The sequence below is a fragment of the Sphingomonas phyllosphaerae FA2 genome (assembly GCF_000427645.1).
Lineage (GTDB): Bacteria > Pseudomonadota > Alphaproteobacteria > Sphingomonadales > Sphingomonadaceae > Sphingomonas > Sphingomonas phyllosphaerae.
This window is the reverse complement of the sequence record NZ_KE386571.1, coordinates 2817471-2834278: the sequence shown is the minus strand read 5'-3', so window position 1 is coordinate 2834278 and position 16808 is coordinate 2817471. Positions and strand designations below refer to the sequence as shown.

General features: G+C 68.5%; 14 protein-coding genes. 9 read left to right on the top strand and 5 right to left on the bottom strand.

Translation table 11 applies throughout. The features are described 5' to 3' along the window. Positions 1 to 98: 98 nt before the first annotated feature. A complete protein-coding gene (locus SPHPH_RS21685; protein ID WP_051273020.1) occupies positions 99 to 1442 on the top strand; it encodes a methyl-accepting chemotaxis protein in 1344 nt (447 codons plus the stop codon). A 4-nt stretch (positions 1443 to 1446) separates the two neighbouring features. On the opposite strand, the gene SPHPH_RS0113730 is transcribed toward SPHPH_RS21685, so the two are convergent. Then, the gene (locus SPHPH_RS0113730; protein WP_051273019.1) at positions 1447 to 3555 is read right to left on the bottom strand and encodes an ATP-binding protein; all 2109 of its coding nucleotides are present in this window, start codon (positions 3553 to 3555) and stop codon (positions 1447 to 1449) included. A gap of 254 nt (positions 3556 to 3809) precedes the next feature. On the opposite strand from SPHPH_RS0113730, the gene SPHPH_RS0113725 reads away from it, so the two are divergent. After that, complete coding sequence (locus SPHPH_RS0113725; RefSeq protein WP_028967204.1) at positions 3810 to 5189, top strand: DEAD/DEAH box helicase; 1380 nt, start codon at positions 3810 to 3812, stop codon at positions 5187 to 5189. A gap of 367 nt (positions 5190 to 5556) precedes the next feature. Here SPHPH_RS0113725 and ruvA read toward each other — a convergent pair whose 3' ends face one another. The 3 genes from ruvA to lnt all read right to left on the bottom strand — a co-directional run bounded on the left by ruvA (position 5557) and on the right by lnt (position 9251). Beyond that, positions 5557 to 6153 (bottom strand): Holliday junction branch migration protein RuvA, encoded by a 597-nt coding sequence (gene ruvA, locus SPHPH_RS0113720; RefSeq protein WP_028967203.1) that lies wholly within the window; start codon positions 6151 to 6153, stop codon positions 5557 to 5559. 332 nt (positions 6154 to 6485) lie between these two features. Further along, on the bottom strand, positions 6486 to 7703 hold the full coding sequence (metK, locus tag SPHPH_RS0113715; protein WP_028967202.1) for a methionine adenosyltransferase: 1218 nt from the start codon (positions 7701 to 7703) through the stop codon (positions 6486 to 6488). 42 nt (positions 7704 to 7745) lie between these two features. Beyond that, a complete protein-coding gene (gene lnt, locus SPHPH_RS0113710) occupies positions 7746 to 9251 on the bottom strand; it encodes an apolipoprotein N-acyltransferase (protein WP_238303101.1) in 1506 nt (501 codons plus the stop codon). Positions 9252 to 9447: 196 nt separating this feature from the next. Here lnt and SPHPH_RS0113705 point away from each other — a divergent pair, with 196 nt between their 5' ends. After that, the gene (locus SPHPH_RS0113705; RefSeq protein WP_028967200.1) at positions 9448 to 9750 is read left to right on the top strand and encodes a polyhydroxyalkanoic acid system family protein; all 303 of its coding nucleotides are present in this window, start codon (positions 9448 to 9450) and stop codon (positions 9748 to 9750) included. Between the two features lie 185 nt (positions 9751 to 9935). Here the strand turns inward: SPHPH_RS0113705 and SPHPH_RS0113700 are convergent, their stop codons facing one another. Next, positions 9936 to 12848 (bottom strand): M16 family metallopeptidase, encoded by a 2913-nt coding sequence (locus SPHPH_RS0113700; RefSeq protein WP_028967199.1) that lies wholly within the window; start codon positions 12846 to 12848, stop codon positions 9936 to 9938. Between the two features lie 148 nt (positions 12849 to 12996). Here SPHPH_RS0113700 and SPHPH_RS0113695 point away from each other — a divergent pair, with 148 nt between their 5' ends. The 6 genes from SPHPH_RS0113695 to SPHPH_RS0113670 all read left to right on the top strand — a co-directional run bounded on the left by SPHPH_RS0113695 (position 12997) and on the right by SPHPH_RS0113670 (position 16807). Beyond that, positions 12997 to 13797, top strand: a complete 801-nt coding sequence (locus tag SPHPH_RS0113695; protein WP_081668756.1) for an aspartyl/asparaginyl beta-hydroxylase domain-containing protein — start codon at positions 12997 to 12999, stop codon at positions 13795 to 13797. Positions 13798 to 14015: 218 nt separating this feature from the next. Then, entirely contained in the window at positions 14016 to 14588 is a 573-nt protein-coding gene (locus SPHPH_RS0113690; protein WP_028967197.1) for a NifU family protein, read from the top strand. A 35-nt stretch (positions 14589 to 14623) separates the two neighbouring features. Further along, entirely contained in the window at positions 14624 to 15217 is a 594-nt protein-coding gene (locus tag SPHPH_RS0113685; protein WP_028967196.1) for a malonic semialdehyde reductase, read from the top strand. Then, positions 15217 to 15846: a tRNA (adenosine(37)-N6)-threonylcarbamoyltransferase complex dimerization subunit type 1 TsaB gene (gene tsaB, locus SPHPH_RS0113680; RefSeq protein WP_028967195.1), complete on the top strand. Its 630-nt coding sequence runs from the start codon at positions 15217 to 15219 to the stop codon at positions 15844 to 15846. The genes SPHPH_RS0113685 and tsaB overlap by 1 nt, the downstream gene beginning before the upstream one ends. Further along, positions 15843 to 16328 (top strand): ribosomal protein S18-alanine N-acetyltransferase, encoded by a 486-nt coding sequence (gene rimI, locus SPHPH_RS0113675; RefSeq protein ID WP_028967194.1) that lies wholly within the window; start codon positions 15843 to 15845, stop codon positions 16326 to 16328. Before tsaB ends, rimI begins: the two co-directional genes overlap by 4 nt. Before the next feature lie 59 nt (positions 16329 to 16387). After that, on the top strand, positions 16388 to 16807 hold the full coding sequence (locus SPHPH_RS0113670; protein ID WP_028967193.1) for a Fur family transcriptional regulator: 420 nt from the start codon (positions 16388 to 16390) through the stop codon (positions 16805 to 16807). The last annotated feature ends 1 nt before the right edge of the window (position 16808 follow it).

Below are 16808 nucleotides of genomic sequence, written 5' to 3'. Positions count from 1 at the left end.
GGTACGGCGCGCGTTGCGGTTCCGTGCGGCGAAGGGTTTCATCATACGGTCACACGCGGGAAAGGCGGCTTTTACCAAAGCCGGCTAACCCTGTGGTCATGCCCTCGGTCCTCCGCCTGCTGCCGCCGCTGACGCCCGCGCCTCTCGCCGATCCGGGCGATGATGTGGTCGAGGCGGGATGGGCCACCGATTTCAGTGTCTTGGCGGACGGTGCCGCCCTGCTCGATGCGGTCACGCTGTTGCGCGCCGCGCCGCATCTGCGGATGATCGCGATCGTCGACTCGCACGATCGGCCGCGCGGTGCCTTGATGGAGCGTGATCTACGCCCATTGCTGTTCAGCCCGTTCGGCCACGCCTTGCTCAGCAATCGCGGCCTGCCGATGGGCGTTGCGGGCAAGTTGCGCGCGTGTCCGACGATCGAGATCGGTGCGCCCGCGGTCGCCGCACTCGCGGCGTGGCGGGCGGCGGACGCGGCGGAGGGGCTGATCCTGACGCGCGGCGGGCGGTTCGCCGGGATCGTCGACCAGCCCAGCCTGTTACGGATCGCCGCCGAGCGGGCAGGTCGCACGCATCTGGCCGAACGCCGCCGTGCCGTGCGGATTGAGGAGGCGGCACGGCGCTTCCGCGGCGACGCGCGCGACCTGGCGCAAGGGCTCGGCGAAGTGTCGCAGGCGGTCGGCACGGCGTCGCGTCGCATCGCCGATCGCGCGCAGACCATCGACACGCGCGTCGGGGATGTCGCCACCGCCGCCGGCGGCGCGGCGATCAATCTGCAACGGATCGCCACGCGCGCGCAGGATTTTGCCGGCGCGCTCGACGCGGTCGAACAGCGCATGCGCGCGGCAGAGGCGGCGACGCAGCGCGCGGTGGCGCGCACCCATTCCGGCGCGGACCAGATTCGCGCGCTCGGCGACGCGGCCGAGGCGATCGCCACCGTCAGCGAGTTGATCGACACGATCGCGCAGCAAACCGGGATGCTGGCGCTCAACGCCGCGATCGAGTGCGCGCGGGCGGGAGACGCCGGGCGCGGCTTCACCGCGGTGGCTGGCGAGGTCAAATCGCTGGCGACGCAAACCCGGGCTGCGGCGGGCGGCATCGCCGCGCATGTCGCGCGCGTCAGGACCGCGATCGGCGCGGTATCGGATGGGCACGCCGGGATCGTGCGCGCGGTTGATGCGATCGAGGAACTGTCCGCCAGCGTGATCGCCGCGGTGCGCGAACAAGGCGTCGCCGGACGCGCGATCAGCGAGAATGTCGGCCAGGCAAGCGTCGCGGCGATCCAGATCGACGCGGGAGTAAGCGACGTGCTCGCCCGCGCGCGCGAGGCCGGGGACGACGCGATGGCGATGCGCGCGCTGGCCGGGCGGCTCGCGGCGATCGCCGCCGCGGCGGATGCGGGCGTCACCGCCTTCCTGACCGATGTCGAGGAGCCCTTGAGCTAAGCCCTCACGCCTCGGCCAGCAGCGCGCGGACCTTGGCGGCCAGTCCTTCCATCGTGAACGGCTTGGTGAGCAGCGCGACATGCGGGTCGAGCTGCCCGCTGCCGATCACCGCATTTTCGGCATAGCCGGTGATGAACAGCACGCGCAGCGTCGGGAAGCGCGCTAGCGCCGCGTCGGCGACCTGCCGCCCGTTCATCTGCCCGGGCAAGCCGACATCGGTGACCAGCAGGTCGGGTTTGATCCCGCTGTCCAGCATCCGCAGCGCCCCCGCGCCATCGCCCGCCTCCAGCACGGTATAGCCGAGCCCGTCGAGCACCTCGATCACCAGCATACGCACCGTCGGCTCGTCGTCGACGACCAGCACCGTGGGCATCCCTTCTACCTGCTTCGCTTGATCGAGCGGCAGCGTCGCCTCGCTCTCATCGTCGACGCTGCCGTGGTGACGCGGCAGATAGATGCACACCGTCGTGCCGTCGCCCGGCTCGCTATAGATCCGCACCTGCCCGCCCGACTGGCGCGCGAAGCCATAGATCATCGACAGCCCCAGCCCGGTGCCTTCGCCCATCGGCTTCGTCGTATAGAACGGGTCGAAGGCGCGCGCCTGCACCTCGGGGGTCATGCCGGTGCCGGTGTCGCTGACGCATAGCGACAGATACTGGCCGGGCGGCAGGTCGCGCGGGCGCGCCGCGCGCTCGTCGAGCCATTTGTTGGCGGTTTCGATTGTCACCCGCCCGCCATCGGGCATCGCGTCCCGCGCGTTGATGCACAGGTTGAGCAGCGCATTCTCGAGCTGGTTGGGATCGACAAGCGTGTTCCACAACCCGGCCGCGCCCACCACTTCCAGCGTGATTGCGGGTCCGAGCGTACGGTGGATCAGCTCCTGCATCCCCGCGACCAGCCGGTTGACGTCGGTCGGCCGCGGGTCGAGCGTCTGGCGGCGCGAGAAGGCGAGCAGCCGGTGCGTCAGCGCCGCCGCCCGCCGGGCCGCGCCCTGCGCCGCCGCGACATAGCGGTCCAGCTCGCCGATCCGCCCCTGCGCGACGCGGACCTGCATCATCTCCAGAGCGCCGGATATGCCCGTCAGCAGATTGTTGAAGTCATGCGCCAGACCACCCGTCAGCTGCCCGACCGCCTCCATCTTGTGCGCCTGACGCAGCTGTTCCTCGACTGCCATCAACGCGGCGGTGCGCGCCTCGACCTCCTGCTCCAGTCGTTCGTTGAGCGTCGCCAGTTCCTGTTCGGCGCGGCGGCGCTCGACGGCGTCGCGGGTGCGCTCCGCCACCTCGCGGACCAGCGCCAGTTCATCCTCCGGCCATTCGCGCGGCTCGGCATGGTTGAGGTAGAGCAAGGCGACGAAACCGCCCTGTTCGGTGACCGGCATGTTGATGAACGACATCGCGGCCAATTGGCGAAGCCCCTCGGCCGTGTCGCGGGTGCGGTCGTCCTCGCGCACGTCCGCGATCGCGACGGTTACGCCGCGCTTCAGGTCCTCGATATAGCTGCCGTAATCGCGAAAATGCAGGATCGCAGGCAGCGCGCTGATCCCCTCGGCGCAAAAGGCGCGTTCGGTGGTGATCGTCTCCGCCACCGGGTCGACCGTGCCGTAACCGACCCGGCTGACGTCCAGCGCAGTGCCCAGCACGCGCGCCGCCGCCAGCGCCAGATCACCCGCGTCGCCTGGATCGCGCAAGCGGTCGCCCAGCTCGACCAGCGCCGACAGCCGCAATTCCGCCCGCTTGCGGGAATCGATGTCGAAGCTGATCCCCGGCAGGTGTGTGACCCGCCCGTCCGCATCGCGGTCGACGCGGCCTTGCGCCGCGACCCAGCGCCAGCGGCCACCAGGGCCGGCGATACGGTATTCTTCCTCGAAGGGCACGCCCTCGTCGATGCTGCGCGCGATTGCTGCCTGCACCCGCGGCAGGTCCTGCGGCGCGATGCCGTGAAAAAATTCGGCGATCGGCGCCCCCGCCGCTGCGGTGTCCGCCGCCACCCCGTATAATTTGGCAAAGCCGGCATCGGATGTGACGCGATCGGCGATAATGTCCCAATCCCAGCGACCTAGTGGCCGTGAATCGGGCGCATGACGCAAAATGGTGGTGGGGTGGTCGGTCATGGCGGGGTGCGAACGCGATACGTTCGCAACGGTTGCGCAATCAAGGTGCGAAAGGTCCGACCTTGACTTCGATGGGCTAATTCGCCATGTGACGCAGCATCGAGGCGTTGGCAGCGTGATCGGACCAATTGGTCCCGGCTCCGCCTCGGTCGTTTTTCACGGGCTTCCCAAGTCACGCGGGGTGTCAATCTTCCCCGCCACTCGTGTGCCTGTTCGGGCGTCCGGGTAGCGCCTGTATTTAGGACTGTATTTCCATGTCATTCGCCACTCTCGGCCTTGCCGAGCCGCTCGTCCGCGCGCTCGAAGCCAAGGGCTATACCGAACCCACCCCGATTCAGCGCGACTCGATCCCGCAGCTGCTCGAAGGCCGCGACCTGCTCGGCATCGCGCAGACCGGCACCGGCAAGACCGCCGCCTTCGTGCTGCCGTCGATCCAGCGGCTGAGCGAGGGCAAGAAGGTGCTGCCGACGCATTGCCGGATGCTCGTGCTCGCCCCGACCCGCGAGCTGGCCAGCCAGATCGCCGATTCGGCGCGTGCCTACGGCCAGTTCAGCAAGATGTCGGTTGCGACCGTGTTCGGCGGCACCAGCATCAACAAGAATCGCAATGACGTCGCGCGCGGCGTCGACATCCTCGTCGCGACGCCGGGCCGGCTGATCGATTGCGTCGAGCAGGGCTATATCAACCTGTCGATGATCGAGATCCTGGTGCTCGACGAGGCCGATCAGATGCTCGACCTCGGCTTCATCCACGCGCTCAAGAAGATCGTGCGGATGGTCCCGCGCAAGCGCCAGACGCTGTTCTTCTCGGCGACGATGCCGACCGCGATTCGCGATCTGGCCTCGCAATTCCTCAACGATCCGGCAACGGTGTCGATCAAGCCGGCGTCGACCACCGCCGAGCGCGTCGATCAGTCGGTGATCTTCTGCAACCAGACCGAGAAGCAGGCGCTGCTGACGATCCTGCTGCGTGAAATGCCGATCGACCGCGCTTTGGTGTTCACCCGCACCAAGCATGGTGCGGACCGCGTCGTGAAGCTGCTCGCCGGCAACGGCATCGCCGCCAACGCGATCCACGGCAACAAGAGCCAGCCGCAGCGCGAGCGTGCGCTGGCGCTGTTCAAGTCGGGCGAGGTGCCGATCCTCGTCGCGACCGACATTGCCGCGCGCGGCATCGACGTGTCGGGCGTCAGCCACGTCTTCAACTTCGAGCTGCCGAATGTCGCCGAGCAATATGTCCACCGCATCGGCCGTACCGCCCGCGCCGGGCGCAGCGGCGAGGCGATTGCTTTCTGCGCGGACGACGAGCGTCCGTACCTGAAGGACATCGAGAAGGTGACGCGGCAGAAGATCCCGGTCAGCGACTTGCCCGAGGATTTCCTCAAGCAGGCCGAGCAATTGAAGGCACAGCGCGTCAAGACGATCGGTGCCGATCCCGCCCCGCGCGAGGATCGCCCGCGCGGTCAGCGCGGCCCGGCGCGTCCGAAGGCCAGCCATGCGCCGCGCGCGACGCCGGGTTCGGCACAGGGCGGGCGCAACTATGCGAACGCCAGCGCCGGTGGCGGCGGTGCCCGCCGCAGCCGCGGCGGACGTGGGCGTGGTCGCGGCGGCAGCGGCGCATCGGCGGGCGCGTAATCTTCGTCGCCCCGGGTTCGCCCCCGGGGCTGACCTCCAAGTCAGTGGGGCGAACGCTGAACCGTTCGCACTGGGCCTGTCGAAGTGCGTGCTCCGGGCGTTCCGTCTGGCGCACGTGCTTCGACAAGCTCAACACGGACGGACAGCGAGGGAGGTGACGCCTCGAACCATCGTCATTCCCGCGCAGGCGGGAATCCAGAACCTCTGAGGTTAGCGACTCTTGCAAGCGCCAGCGGGTCGTACTCTCGCCTCCGCGAGACCTCTGCGAAACGGCGCTCCGATCTCCGGCCTCTGCCGGGGAATGGTTCGAGAACGTCGTGATCAGGCACGTTCGTTGACCCGAACGCAGCACGGACGGTAATCCGCGCTACTTTGCCGCCTTGCGCAACGCCAGCCGCACCAGCGCGTCCAGCGACGCGCCGTCGCCCAGTTCCTCCTCCGCCGCCGCGACCGCGCTAGCGGCCTCCGCCGGCCGGAACCCGAGATTGAGCAACGCCGACACCGCGTCCGACCCGGCACCGACCGGCACCACCTGCGCCGCCGCCGACGGCCCCAGCGCCACCCCGCCGACCTTGTCCTTCAACTCGCGGACGATCCGCTCGGCCAGCTTCGGCCCGACGCCGTTGGCGCGCGCGACGGTAGCCTTGTCCTGCGCCATCACCGCCCGGCTGATGTCGGCGGGCTCCAGCGCCGACAGGATCGCCAGCGCCACCCGCGCGCCGACGCCCTGCACGCCGGTCAGCAACCGGAACCAGTCGCGTTCGGCGGCGCTTGCAAAGCCGACCAGCCGGATGAATTCCTCGGCGACCAGCATCTCGGTAAACAGGGTGGCGGCCTCGCCGACCGGCCCGATCGCCGCCAGCGTCCGCGCCGACGCGCCGACCAGATAGCCGACGCCGTGCACGTCGATCACCGCATGGTCGGTGCCGGTCGAGGTCAGGATGCCCTTGAGATGCGCGATCATGGGCGAGGTCGGTAGAACAAAGCGGGGGCTGCGTCATCAGCCTCGTCACTGCGAGCGGGGTGACGCGATCGAGGACGGATCTTTATTCGCCGGCCGCCTGCCACATCCGTCATCCCGGACTTGATCCGGGATCCCGCTTTTTCCTCGATCGCCAAGAACAAGCGGGGCCCCGGATCAAGTCCGGGGCGACGAAGATCGACAAAGATCGCGATCAGCCTTGGAGCGCTGACTGTCGATCGCGCTCGGGGCGTTATGGTCCGGCCCGGGACTGCTTCGCTCCGCTCGCAGTGACGAAAGACGGGGGCCGCTCAACCGAACCGCCCCCCGAACAATCAGGCGACGGCCTGCTTCAGCGCGTCCACCAGATCGGTCTTTTCCCAGGTGAACAAGTCACCCTCGGCGTCACGGCCGAAATGCCCGTACGCCGCGGTCTTCGAATAGATCGGCTTGTTGAGCGCCAGATGCTCGCGAATGCCCTTCGGGGTCAGGCGAACGAGCTGCGGCAGCGCCGCCTCCAGCTTCGCTTCTTCGACGGTCCCGGTGCCGTGCAGGTCGACATAGACCGACAGCGGCTCGGCGATGCCGATCGCATAGGACAGCTGGATCGTGCAGCGCTTGGCCAGCCCGGCCGCGACGACGTTCTTCGCCAGATAGCGCGCGACATAGGCCGCCGAACGGTCGACCTTGGTCGGGTCCTTGCCGCTGAACGCGCCACCGCCGTGCGGCGCCGCGCCGCCGTAGGTGTCGACGATGATCTTGCGCCCGGTCACCCCGGCGTCGCCGTCCGGGCCGCCGATCTCGAACTGGCCGGTCGGATTGATGTAGATCTTGGTCGCGTCGTCGATGAAGCCGTCGGGCAGCACGTCCTTGAACGCGCCCATCACGTAATCGTGCAGGACCTTGTACTTGGCGGCGTCGGCATTGTCGCCCTTCTCGCAATAGCCCGGCGCATGCTGCGTCGAGACGACCAGCGCGGTCGCCTTGACCGGGACGCCGTTCTCGTACTGCAACGTCACCTGGCTCTTGGCGTCGGGCTCGAGGAACGGCGCCGCGCCCGAATGGCGGTCGGCGGCGAGCCGCTCGAGGATCTTGTGGCTGTAATACAGCGTCGCCGGCATCAGGCCCGGGGTCTCGTCGGTCGCGTAACCGAACATGATGCCCTGGTCGCCCGCGCCCTCGTCCTTGTTGCCGCTCTCGTCGACGCCCATCGCGATATGCGCCGACTGGCCGTGCAGCTCGTTGAGGAAGCGGAACTCGTTCCAGTGGAAGCCCGACTGCTCATAGCCGATGCGCTTCACGGTCGCGCGGACGGTCGCCTCGATCTCATCCTCGATCCCCGGCGCCCACTGATCGTTCTCGTACACGCCCTTGCCGCGGATCTCGCCAGCCAGCACCACCAGCTGCGTGGTGGTCAGCGTTTCGCACGCAACGCGCGCCTCGGGGTCCTTGGAGAGGAACAGATCGACGATCGAATCCGAAATCTGATCCGCGACCTTGTCGGGATGGCCTTCGGACACCGACTCGGACGTGAAGATGAACGACTGACGCATGGAGGCTCCGGGAGATAACGATATAAAGATAGCTTTATGTCGTTACCGCGATCGACGCCGCAACGCAAATGCGACGAGTGTGAGAAGTGTCCCGACCAGCAACGCCGCCCAATTCCCAAGGCGCGAGAAGAGGGTGGGGGCAAACGCAGGCGGGATCGGTACGACGATCGCGCCGCTGACATCGCGCGGCACGGTCGCCATCACCGCACCGTCGGCGGCGATCACGGCGGAAATGCCGGTCGGCGTGTCGCGAATCACCGGCAGCCCTTCCTCGATCGCGCGCAGCCGCGCCTGGGCGAGGAATTGCGGTGATCCCCAATTGCCGAACCATGCGTCGTTCGACGGATTGAAGATCAGCCGCGGGCGCTGCGCCGGATCGACCACCTGCCCCGAGAAGATGATCTCGTAGCACAATTGCATCCCAATCGCGCCGAACCCCGGCACCATCATGGTCTGCGGCCCCGGCCCCGGCGCGAAATCCATGTCGCCAGGTACCAGCCGCGACAAACCCAGCGGCTTGAGCAGCCACGGCATCGGCAGATACTCGCCATAGGGCACCAGATGTGCCTTGTCGTACCGCCCGCGGATCCGCCCACGCGCGTCGAGCGCGAACACCGAATTGCTCGCGGTCGTCACGTCGCCCTTGCCGTCGAACTGGAGCGCGGTGCCCCCGGTCAGCAGCATGTCGCGCGGCCCGAGCACCGATGCCATCCGCGTCCGTGTCAGCCACGGACTGGTATTGCCGTAGACCCAAAAGGGATAATCGTCCTCGATGAAGTCGCGGATCACGCCCTCGGGCCACATCACCAGCCGCGGCGTGGCGCCGGGCGTCCCGGACAGCCGCAACAGCCGCGCGAGCATCATCGCCTGATCGCTCTCGCCGCGCTGGTCCTGTGGCACGTTCGGCTGCACGACCACCAGTTTCGGCGCGTCCGCGGCGGCGGGCGCCGGTCCCGACCGATAACTCAGCAACTCGGCCACGGTCAGGATCGCGAACGCGACCACGCCGATGCCGATCTGCTTGCGACCCGCGGGCAGCAACAACAGCCCGCCGGCCGCCGAAACGGTAAGCCCGGACAGCGCATAGGTGCCCACGAGGGTCGCCAGCCACGCCACCGGCTGCACCGGCACCCACATCACGGCCAGCGGGTCCCACGCGTAACCGGTGAACAGCCAGCTCCGCATCCACTCGGTCAGGATCCAGCAAGCGCCGAACAGCAGCACGAACCCGGCATCGACCCGCACGGCCCGTCCGCGCCACGCCAGCCCCGCGCACAGTGCCGGAAACACCGCCAGATACAGCGCCAGCGCCAGCGGCGCGGCATAGCCCAGCCAGTGCGGCATCTGGTCCTGGAAGGTGAAGGCGTGCTGGAACCAATTGTCGTTGATCGTGAAATGCCCGACCCCAAACGCCCAGCTGCGCCACAACGCCTGCCGGCGTGTCGGCGCGGCATGGACCAGCGCGATCCAGCCCGCGAAGGCGGCGATCGCCAGCCACCAATATTCCAGCGGCGCGAACCCGCACGCCGCGGCGACGCCCAGCAGCAAGGCGGCCAGCGCCGGATAGCGCCGCGGAAACGCTTCGATCGATGAACGATAGGACAGGGCAGGGCTTCCTTCGCGCAGGTGTCGACGCCTCCTGCGACGCCCCGCGCGTCATCGCAAGCCATCCGCACGAGGTAGGGCGTGACGATGACGGTTGCGAGGCGTATCAGTGCAGCATGACACGTCATGGATGGAGCGCATGAGCAAGCCGATCGAAGTGGACCTGCCGCACCAGCTCGGCGTTGCCGGTGCCCGCGCGCGGATCGAGGGCGGGTTCGACAAACTCGCCGGCTACATCCCCGGCGGGCACGTCAGCGAGCATCGCTGGGATGGCGACACGCTGCATTTCGTGATCGAGGGCATGGGCCAGCGCGTCGCGGTCCAGCTCGACGTTACCGAGCGCAACGTCCACGCCTTGTTCGAGCTGCCGGGTCTGCTCGGGATGTTCGGCGAGCAATTACGTGCGAAGCTGCAGAAGGACGGCCCGAAACTGCTGGCGTAGCCGCCGCCAAACCCACCGTCGCCCCTGCGGAGGCAGGGGCCCATGCCTGTATCGTGCCGCGCGTCATCTGACACACGGGCGTTGCTCCATGTGTCAGCCTGATCGACCCACCAGACAGCGATAGGCCCCTGCCTGCGCAGGGGCGACGGCGTGTGGGGCAGGGGACGAACCTACCCTCCACGCCCTCACTTCGCCGCCGCGGCTCCCTTCGGCACCACCGCCATCGTCCAGTCTTTCTCCGGCTTCAGATACTTCGCCGCCGTTGCCTGCAACAGCGCGGGGGTGATCGTCGTAAAGTCGCTCACCAGGCTCTGGCTCGCCTCGATCCGCTTGGGATCGAACGTCCCGCCGCTGGTCTGGAGCAGCCAGAACTGGTTCCCCGATGAGGCACGTGCCATATATTGCAGCATCGGCACGATCGTGCGGCGCAGCTCGTCCTCGCTGACCGGGGTCGACACCAGCTCGCTCGCGATCTGGCGCGAGAGCTGGAAGAACAGCGGCACCTTGTCGGGTGCGACCTTGCCGATCGCGATCAGCCGCCCGCCGCCGGGCTGCCCCACCGGCCACTGGCTCTGCGCGCTCGGCGAATAGCTCGCCCCCGCCACCGAACGCAGCCGGTCGAACAGCCGGTCGTTGAACACCGCCGCCAGCACGTCCAACCGCCGTTGCTCGGCATGATCCGCCGATCCGCCGCCGGTCGGCCACGCGATCACCGCCGCCGCCTGATTGTCGTCGCCGTCGTGCGTGCGCATTACCGGCTGCGCGACATGCGCGGGGAAACGCACCGTCGGGGAGCGCGGATCGTCCGCGCGCCGCGTCTTGAGCGCGCCGAAGCTCTTGGCCACCGCCGCGATCGCCTCGTCACCCTTCACGTCGCCGAAGATATCGACCTCGATCGGCCCCGTCGCGAGCAGCGGCTGCCACAGCTTCTTGAACGACGCGGCGTCGAGCTTCTCGATCTGCTCCAGCGTCGGCACGCCCCAGCGCGGGTCGCCGTCACGCAGCAAGCCTTCCAGATCGCGCGCCAGCACGCCGTCCGGTGACGACGACAGCCCGGCATAGCCCGCCAGCATCGCGGCACGCGCACGCGCCACCGGCGCCTTGTCCCAGCGCGGCGCGGCCAGCTTGGCGGCCATCAACGTCAGATTGTCGGCATAATCACCGGGCGTCGTCTGCGCGCCGAACAGGAACGCATCATCGCCGATGTCGAAGTCCAGCCCCATGCGCCGCCCGGTGGTCAGCTGGTCGAGGTCGCTCTGGTCGAGCGATCCGATCCCGCTGGCGATCAGCGCGGTGTCGCCCGCCCAGGCCGGAGTCGGTCGGTCGGACGGCAGCGCCTGATAGCCGCGCCCGAACCGCACACGCAGATAGACCCGGCCCGTCTCGGAGGCGTTGGAATAGATCAGCGCGCGTACGCCGTTGGCGAACGTCACCTGCTCCATCGGCGGGTCGCCGACCCGCGCCTGCGCAACGGTCTTGCCTGGCTGGCCGAGTTTCGGGACCCGCGAGAAATCGACCGCCGCCTGCTGGGTGCGCTTGCCGGCCAGCTTCGACACGTCGGCCTTCATCGCCGCCGCCAGCTTCGCCGCCGCGCCCTCGTCCGGGGTGCGAGTGTTGACCAGCGCGCGGTTGGCGTCGCCCTTGAACAGCCGATTGGTCGATTCGACCATCGCGGCGGGCGTGAACATGCCCTTCGCGCGCGCCTGCTTGAGGATGTCATAGCTGGTCTGCGGCCCCGCGACCGTCTCGCGGATGTCGAGCGCGCTGACCATGTCGTCGGCCTGTTTCGCACCGGCCTCGACCCGCGAGGTGTCGACGTCGTTCTTCATCGCGGCGTCGAACTCGGCCAGCTCGCGATCGATCTCGCCCTGCGTTGGCGGGGTGGCCATGGCGTCGGCGATCACTGCGCGCACGTCCTTCAGCGCGCCTTCCCAGTCGGTTCCGATCGGAATGACGTTGGTGAAGGTGCCGTTGGCGGAGCGCGACACGTCGTCGAGGTTGACCGACGCCTGCAGGAAGCTGCCCCCGGCGCGCGCGCGCGTCTCCAGCCGGCGGTTGATCAGCCGCATCGCGAGCTGGTCGACCATCCGCTTCTGGTTGAAGACGATCGTATCGCTTTGATATTTCCACGGGCGCAGCACCGCGGTGGCGACGATCGGCGGCAGCGACGGCTCGGCGATCGTCTTGGCGATCGGGTCGCCGGTCTGCGGCGTACCGAAATCGGGGTCCGCGGGATTGGCGCCCTTGCCCTGCCAGCCGCCGAAATTCTTCACCACCAGCTTGGCGGCGACATCGGGATCGATGTCGCCCGAGATGATGACCACCGCGCGCGACGGGCGATACCATTTGTCGTGGAACGCCTGCACGCTCGCCGGATTCGCCGCCTCCAGCGTCTTGATCGTGCCGATCGGCGAGCGGCTGGCGAGCGGTTGCCCGGCGAAGAACGTCTGGCGGAGCGCGTCGCCGTAGCGGACCTGCGGCCCCGGCGCCTCGCGCTGCTCGGCGAGCACCGCGGGGCGCTCGGCGGCAAGCCCGGCGTCGCTGATCGCTGGCGCAGCCATCATGCCCGAAAAGATCTTGAGGCTCTCGTCCAGCTTCACGTCGGTCGCGCCGGGCAGGTCGAGCTTGTAGACGGTCTGCGTCGGCGTGGTCGAGGCGTTCGAATCGCTGCCAAAGGTCGCGCCGAACCGCTGCCACACGCGCTTGGCCTCGCCGTCGGGCACGTATTTCGAGCCGCGGAACGACAGATGCTCGATCAAATGCGCGAAGCCCTGTTCGGCGTCGGTTTCGTACAGCGAGCCGGCGTCGATCCGCACGCGCACCGCCACCTGCCCCGGCGGCACCGAATTGCGCCGCACCGCATAGCGCAATCCGCTGGGCAGCGCGCCGAAATGCCAGTTGGTATCGGGCGGAATATCCGAATCGGCGAACAGCCACGGCCGGGTATCGACCGTGATCGGCGCGGCCGCCTGCGTTGGGACGGTGGAGGCCGCGACCGGAGCGCGCCGCGCGCGCTGCTGCGCGGGAAGCGGCAGCGCGACGGAGACGAGCAGGAGGGCGACGAGCGGCTTCGCGAGCACGCGCGAATAAGGATGCATTCGGCGATTGTAGGGTGCGTCGCGACCCGCGGCAACGCCCGCGCGCCTTTCCTTTGCCGTTCTGCGCCACGTTCTGGCCGCGATGCGCGTGTACTTGCCGCCGCTTTCCAGTCGTTCGGGGGCGGGCAACGGGTTGATCGAAAAGCAGATGACGAGGTTGGATCTGACACTTTCCCCGGCGGGATCGCTGGCCGCCCGGTCGTCGTCGGCGCTGACCGCGCAGCCCGGTCGCCCCTGGCCGGTGCGCGTCGGCAAGCGGCTGCGCGGGACGTTCGACCGGCTGATCGCGGGGTCGTCGCTGGTCGCCAATGCGCCGGTGCTCGACGTGCGCGACTTCGCCTGGACCGCGCTGCTCCGCGATCATTGGCATGACATTCTCGCCGAGGCGCGTGCGGTCGCGCTGGTCTGCAATGCCTCGCCCAGCCTCGCCACCATCTCCCCCGATCACCGCGCGATTGCCGAGGTCGGCAAGTGGCGATCCTATTTCCTGTGGGGCTATGGCTATCGCATCGACGACAATCTCACCCGCTGCCCGCGGACCCGCGACGTGCTGGCGCGCGTGCCGGGGCTGACCACCGCCTTTTTCTCGATCCTCGCGCCGGGAACGCACATCCCGCCGCACCGCGGTGTGTCGAAGGGGCTGATCACCTGCCATCTCGCGCTGATTGTGCCGCGCGACGGCGACGTGCGGATGCGCGTCGGCGACCGGATCGTCCGGTGGTCGGAAGGCGAGACGCTCGTGTTCGACGACACCTACGATCATGAGGTGTGGAACGACACTGGCGGCACACGCGTGGTGTTGCTGATCCAGTTCGAACGCCCGCTGCGCCGTCCCGGCAAATGGATCGCGGACCTGTTCCTCGGCGCGGTCCGGCGCTCTGCCTTCGTCCAGGAGGCGCGGGCCAATGTCGCGAAATGGAACGCGGCGGTGGAGCAGATGGACGGCTGACGGGGTCGCCCCGTTCTCCTAGTGCCCATCGTCATCCCCGCGAAGGCGGGGATCCAGACGCGCAGGTCCGGCGATAGAAGCGAAACGTCAGAGGTTCTGGATTCCCGCCTCCGCGGGAATGACGAGTCGGAGCGCGCACTCTCCGCCTATCCCCCCCGAAACGATCGCTTTCGCCCTGTGCGCTTGATCCGGCGCGCCGCACGCGCCACATCGCCGCGATGTTGATCGAAACCGAAGCCACGCCCAACCCGGCGACGCTCAAGTTCCTGCCCGGCCGCACCGTCATGGATGCCGGCACGCGCGACTTCGCCACTCCCGAAGAGGCGGAGGCCAGCCCGCTTGCCGACGCGCTGTTCGGGCTCGGCGACGTGACGGGCGTGTTCTTCGGGCGCGACTTCGTCTCGGTTACCGCCGCGCCCGGCGTCGAGTGGCACACGCTCAAGCCCGACGTCCTCGCGATTCTGATGGACCATTTCACCGCGCAGATGCCGCTGTTCCGCACCGGCGGCGCCGGGTTCAGCGTCCCGGCCGAGGAAGAAAACTTCGCCGACAACCCGGAGGACGCGGACATCGTCGCGCAGATCAAGGAATTGATCGAGACGCGCGTCCGCCCGGCGGTTGCCAACGACGGCGGCGACATCGTCTATCGCGGTTTCGACAAGGGCAAGGTGTTCCTGCGGATGCAGGGTGCGTGCGCCGGCTGCCCATCGTCGAGCGCGACGCTCAAGAACGGCATCGAGCAGCTGCTGCGTTATTACGTCCCCGAGGTGACCGAGGTACGCGCGGTCTGATCGCGCGCCAACCTTCCCGATAACTGGAGTTTCCGATGGCCACCCCGCTCGACGACCAGGCGCTCGACCAGCTGTTCCGCACCGCGCGCACCTTCAACCATTATCGCGACGAACCGGTCGGCGAGGACACGCTCCGCGCGCTGTGGGAGCTGGTGAAGATGGGGCCGACCTCGGCCAACCAGCTGCCCGCGCGGCTGGTGTGGTGCGTGACCGATGAGGCCAAGGCGACACTCGCCGCCGCCTGCTCGGACACCAATCGCGACAAGGTGCTGAAGGCGCCGGTCAGCGTCATCCTCGGCATGGATGTCGAGTTTCACGAACATCTGCCGGAGCTGTTCCCGCACGTCGATGCCAAGAGTTGGTTCGACGGCAATCGCGAGCTGCGCGAGGCGTCTGCGTTCCGTAACTCGTCGCTGCAAGGCGGCTATCTGATCCTCGCCGCACGCGCGCTCGGGCTCGACGTCGGGCCGATGTCCGGCTTCGACGCCGGCGCGGTCGACAAGGCGTTCTTCGCCGACACGCCGGCGGTGCGCACCAATTTCATCGCGACGCTCGGCTATGGCGATCCGGCGACGCTCCACCCGCGCAACCCGCGCCCAACGTTCGAGACGTTCAACCGAATCGCCTGATGCGCACGTTGGTGATCGACACTGCGACCGCCGCCTGCTCGGTCGCGCTGTTCGAGGATGAGCAACTGATCGCGCACACGCATGACGTGGTCGGGCGCGGCCATGCCGAGCGGCTGGTGCCGATGATCGCCGCTTTGCCCGACGGCGGACGCGCCGACCGCGTGTTGGTCGATGTCGGACCGGGCAGCTTCACCGGCATCCGCGTCGGAATTGCCGCCGCGCGCGCGCTCGCCTTTGGCTGGGGCGCGGAGGTCGCCGGCTATGGCGCGCCGTCGCTGGTCGCGGTTGCCGCGCTCGCTGACGATCCGCGCCCGCTTGCGGTGGTGATGGAAGGCGGGCACGGTGAGGTCTTCATGCAGGGCTTCACCGCTCCCTTCGCCGCGCTCGACGCGCCCCGCTCGCTCACCCCGGCGGCGGCGCTGGCGGCGTTGGACGGTCGCCGCGCGATCGGCAGCGGCACGCGCTGGCTCGCAGCGCTCGATGCCGAGGTGCCCGTCGACGACACCTTGCCCGACGCGCGTTACGCGCTGCTGCTTCCGCCGGCGTCGCGGGCGCTGCCGCCAGTGCCCTTCTACGGCCGCGCCCCCGACGCGAAGCTGCCGGCCGCCGCGGCCGCGCCCGCCGCATGAGCACGCGGGTGCGGCTGATCGAGCTGGTACCGGGCGGCGCAGGCGATGCCGAGGTGGTCGACCGCATCATGCTCGCCGCCTTCGATCCGCGCTATGGCGAGGCATGGACGCGCAGCCAGTGCATCGGCATCCTCGCGATGCCCGGCGTCTGGCTGACGCTGGCGCGCGTCGACGACGTGGTGGTCGGCTTCGCGCTGGTCCGCGCGATCATGGACGAGGCCGAGCTGCTGCTGATCGCGGTTGACCCGCCCGCGCGCCGCAGCGGCGTCGGCGCGGCGCTGCTGCGCGGGGTGATCGCCGAATGCGAGGGACGCGGGGTGGCGAAGCTGCATCTGGAAGTGCGCGCCAACAACCCGGCGGTCTCGCTCTACGCCGCGCACGGGTTCCGCCACGCCGGCGTACGCCGCAACTATTACCGCGGGCGCGATGGGCAGGCATTCGACGCGCACACCTATGCGCGCGCGCTCGAAATCCATCGATAATCGGTTTTTGCGAGTCGGTAGCGCTTTTCGCAACAAGCGCGATCCATTACATGGCAGGCATGGCTCGCAAGATCGATCTCGAAGCGCTGTGTCACGAAAAGGGCCTGCGTATTACCGAACAGCGCCGCGTCATCGCGCGCGTTCTGTCGGAGGCGGAAGACCATCCTGACGTCGAGAAGGTCTATGCGCGTGCCTCCGCGATCGATCCCGGCATCTCGATCGCGACGGTCTACCGCACCGTGCGGTTGTTCGAGGAGGCAGGTATCCTCGACCGTCACGATTTCGGCGATGGCCGCGCCCGCTACGAACCCTCGCCCGAGGCGCATCACGACCATCTGATCGACGTCGAGACCGGCAAGGTAATCGAGTTCGTCGATCCTGAGCTGGAATTGCTGCAAAAGGCGATCGCCGAGCGGCTCGGCTTCCGGCTGGTCGACCACCGCATGGAATTGTACGGCGTCGCGCTCCGCAAGGACTGAG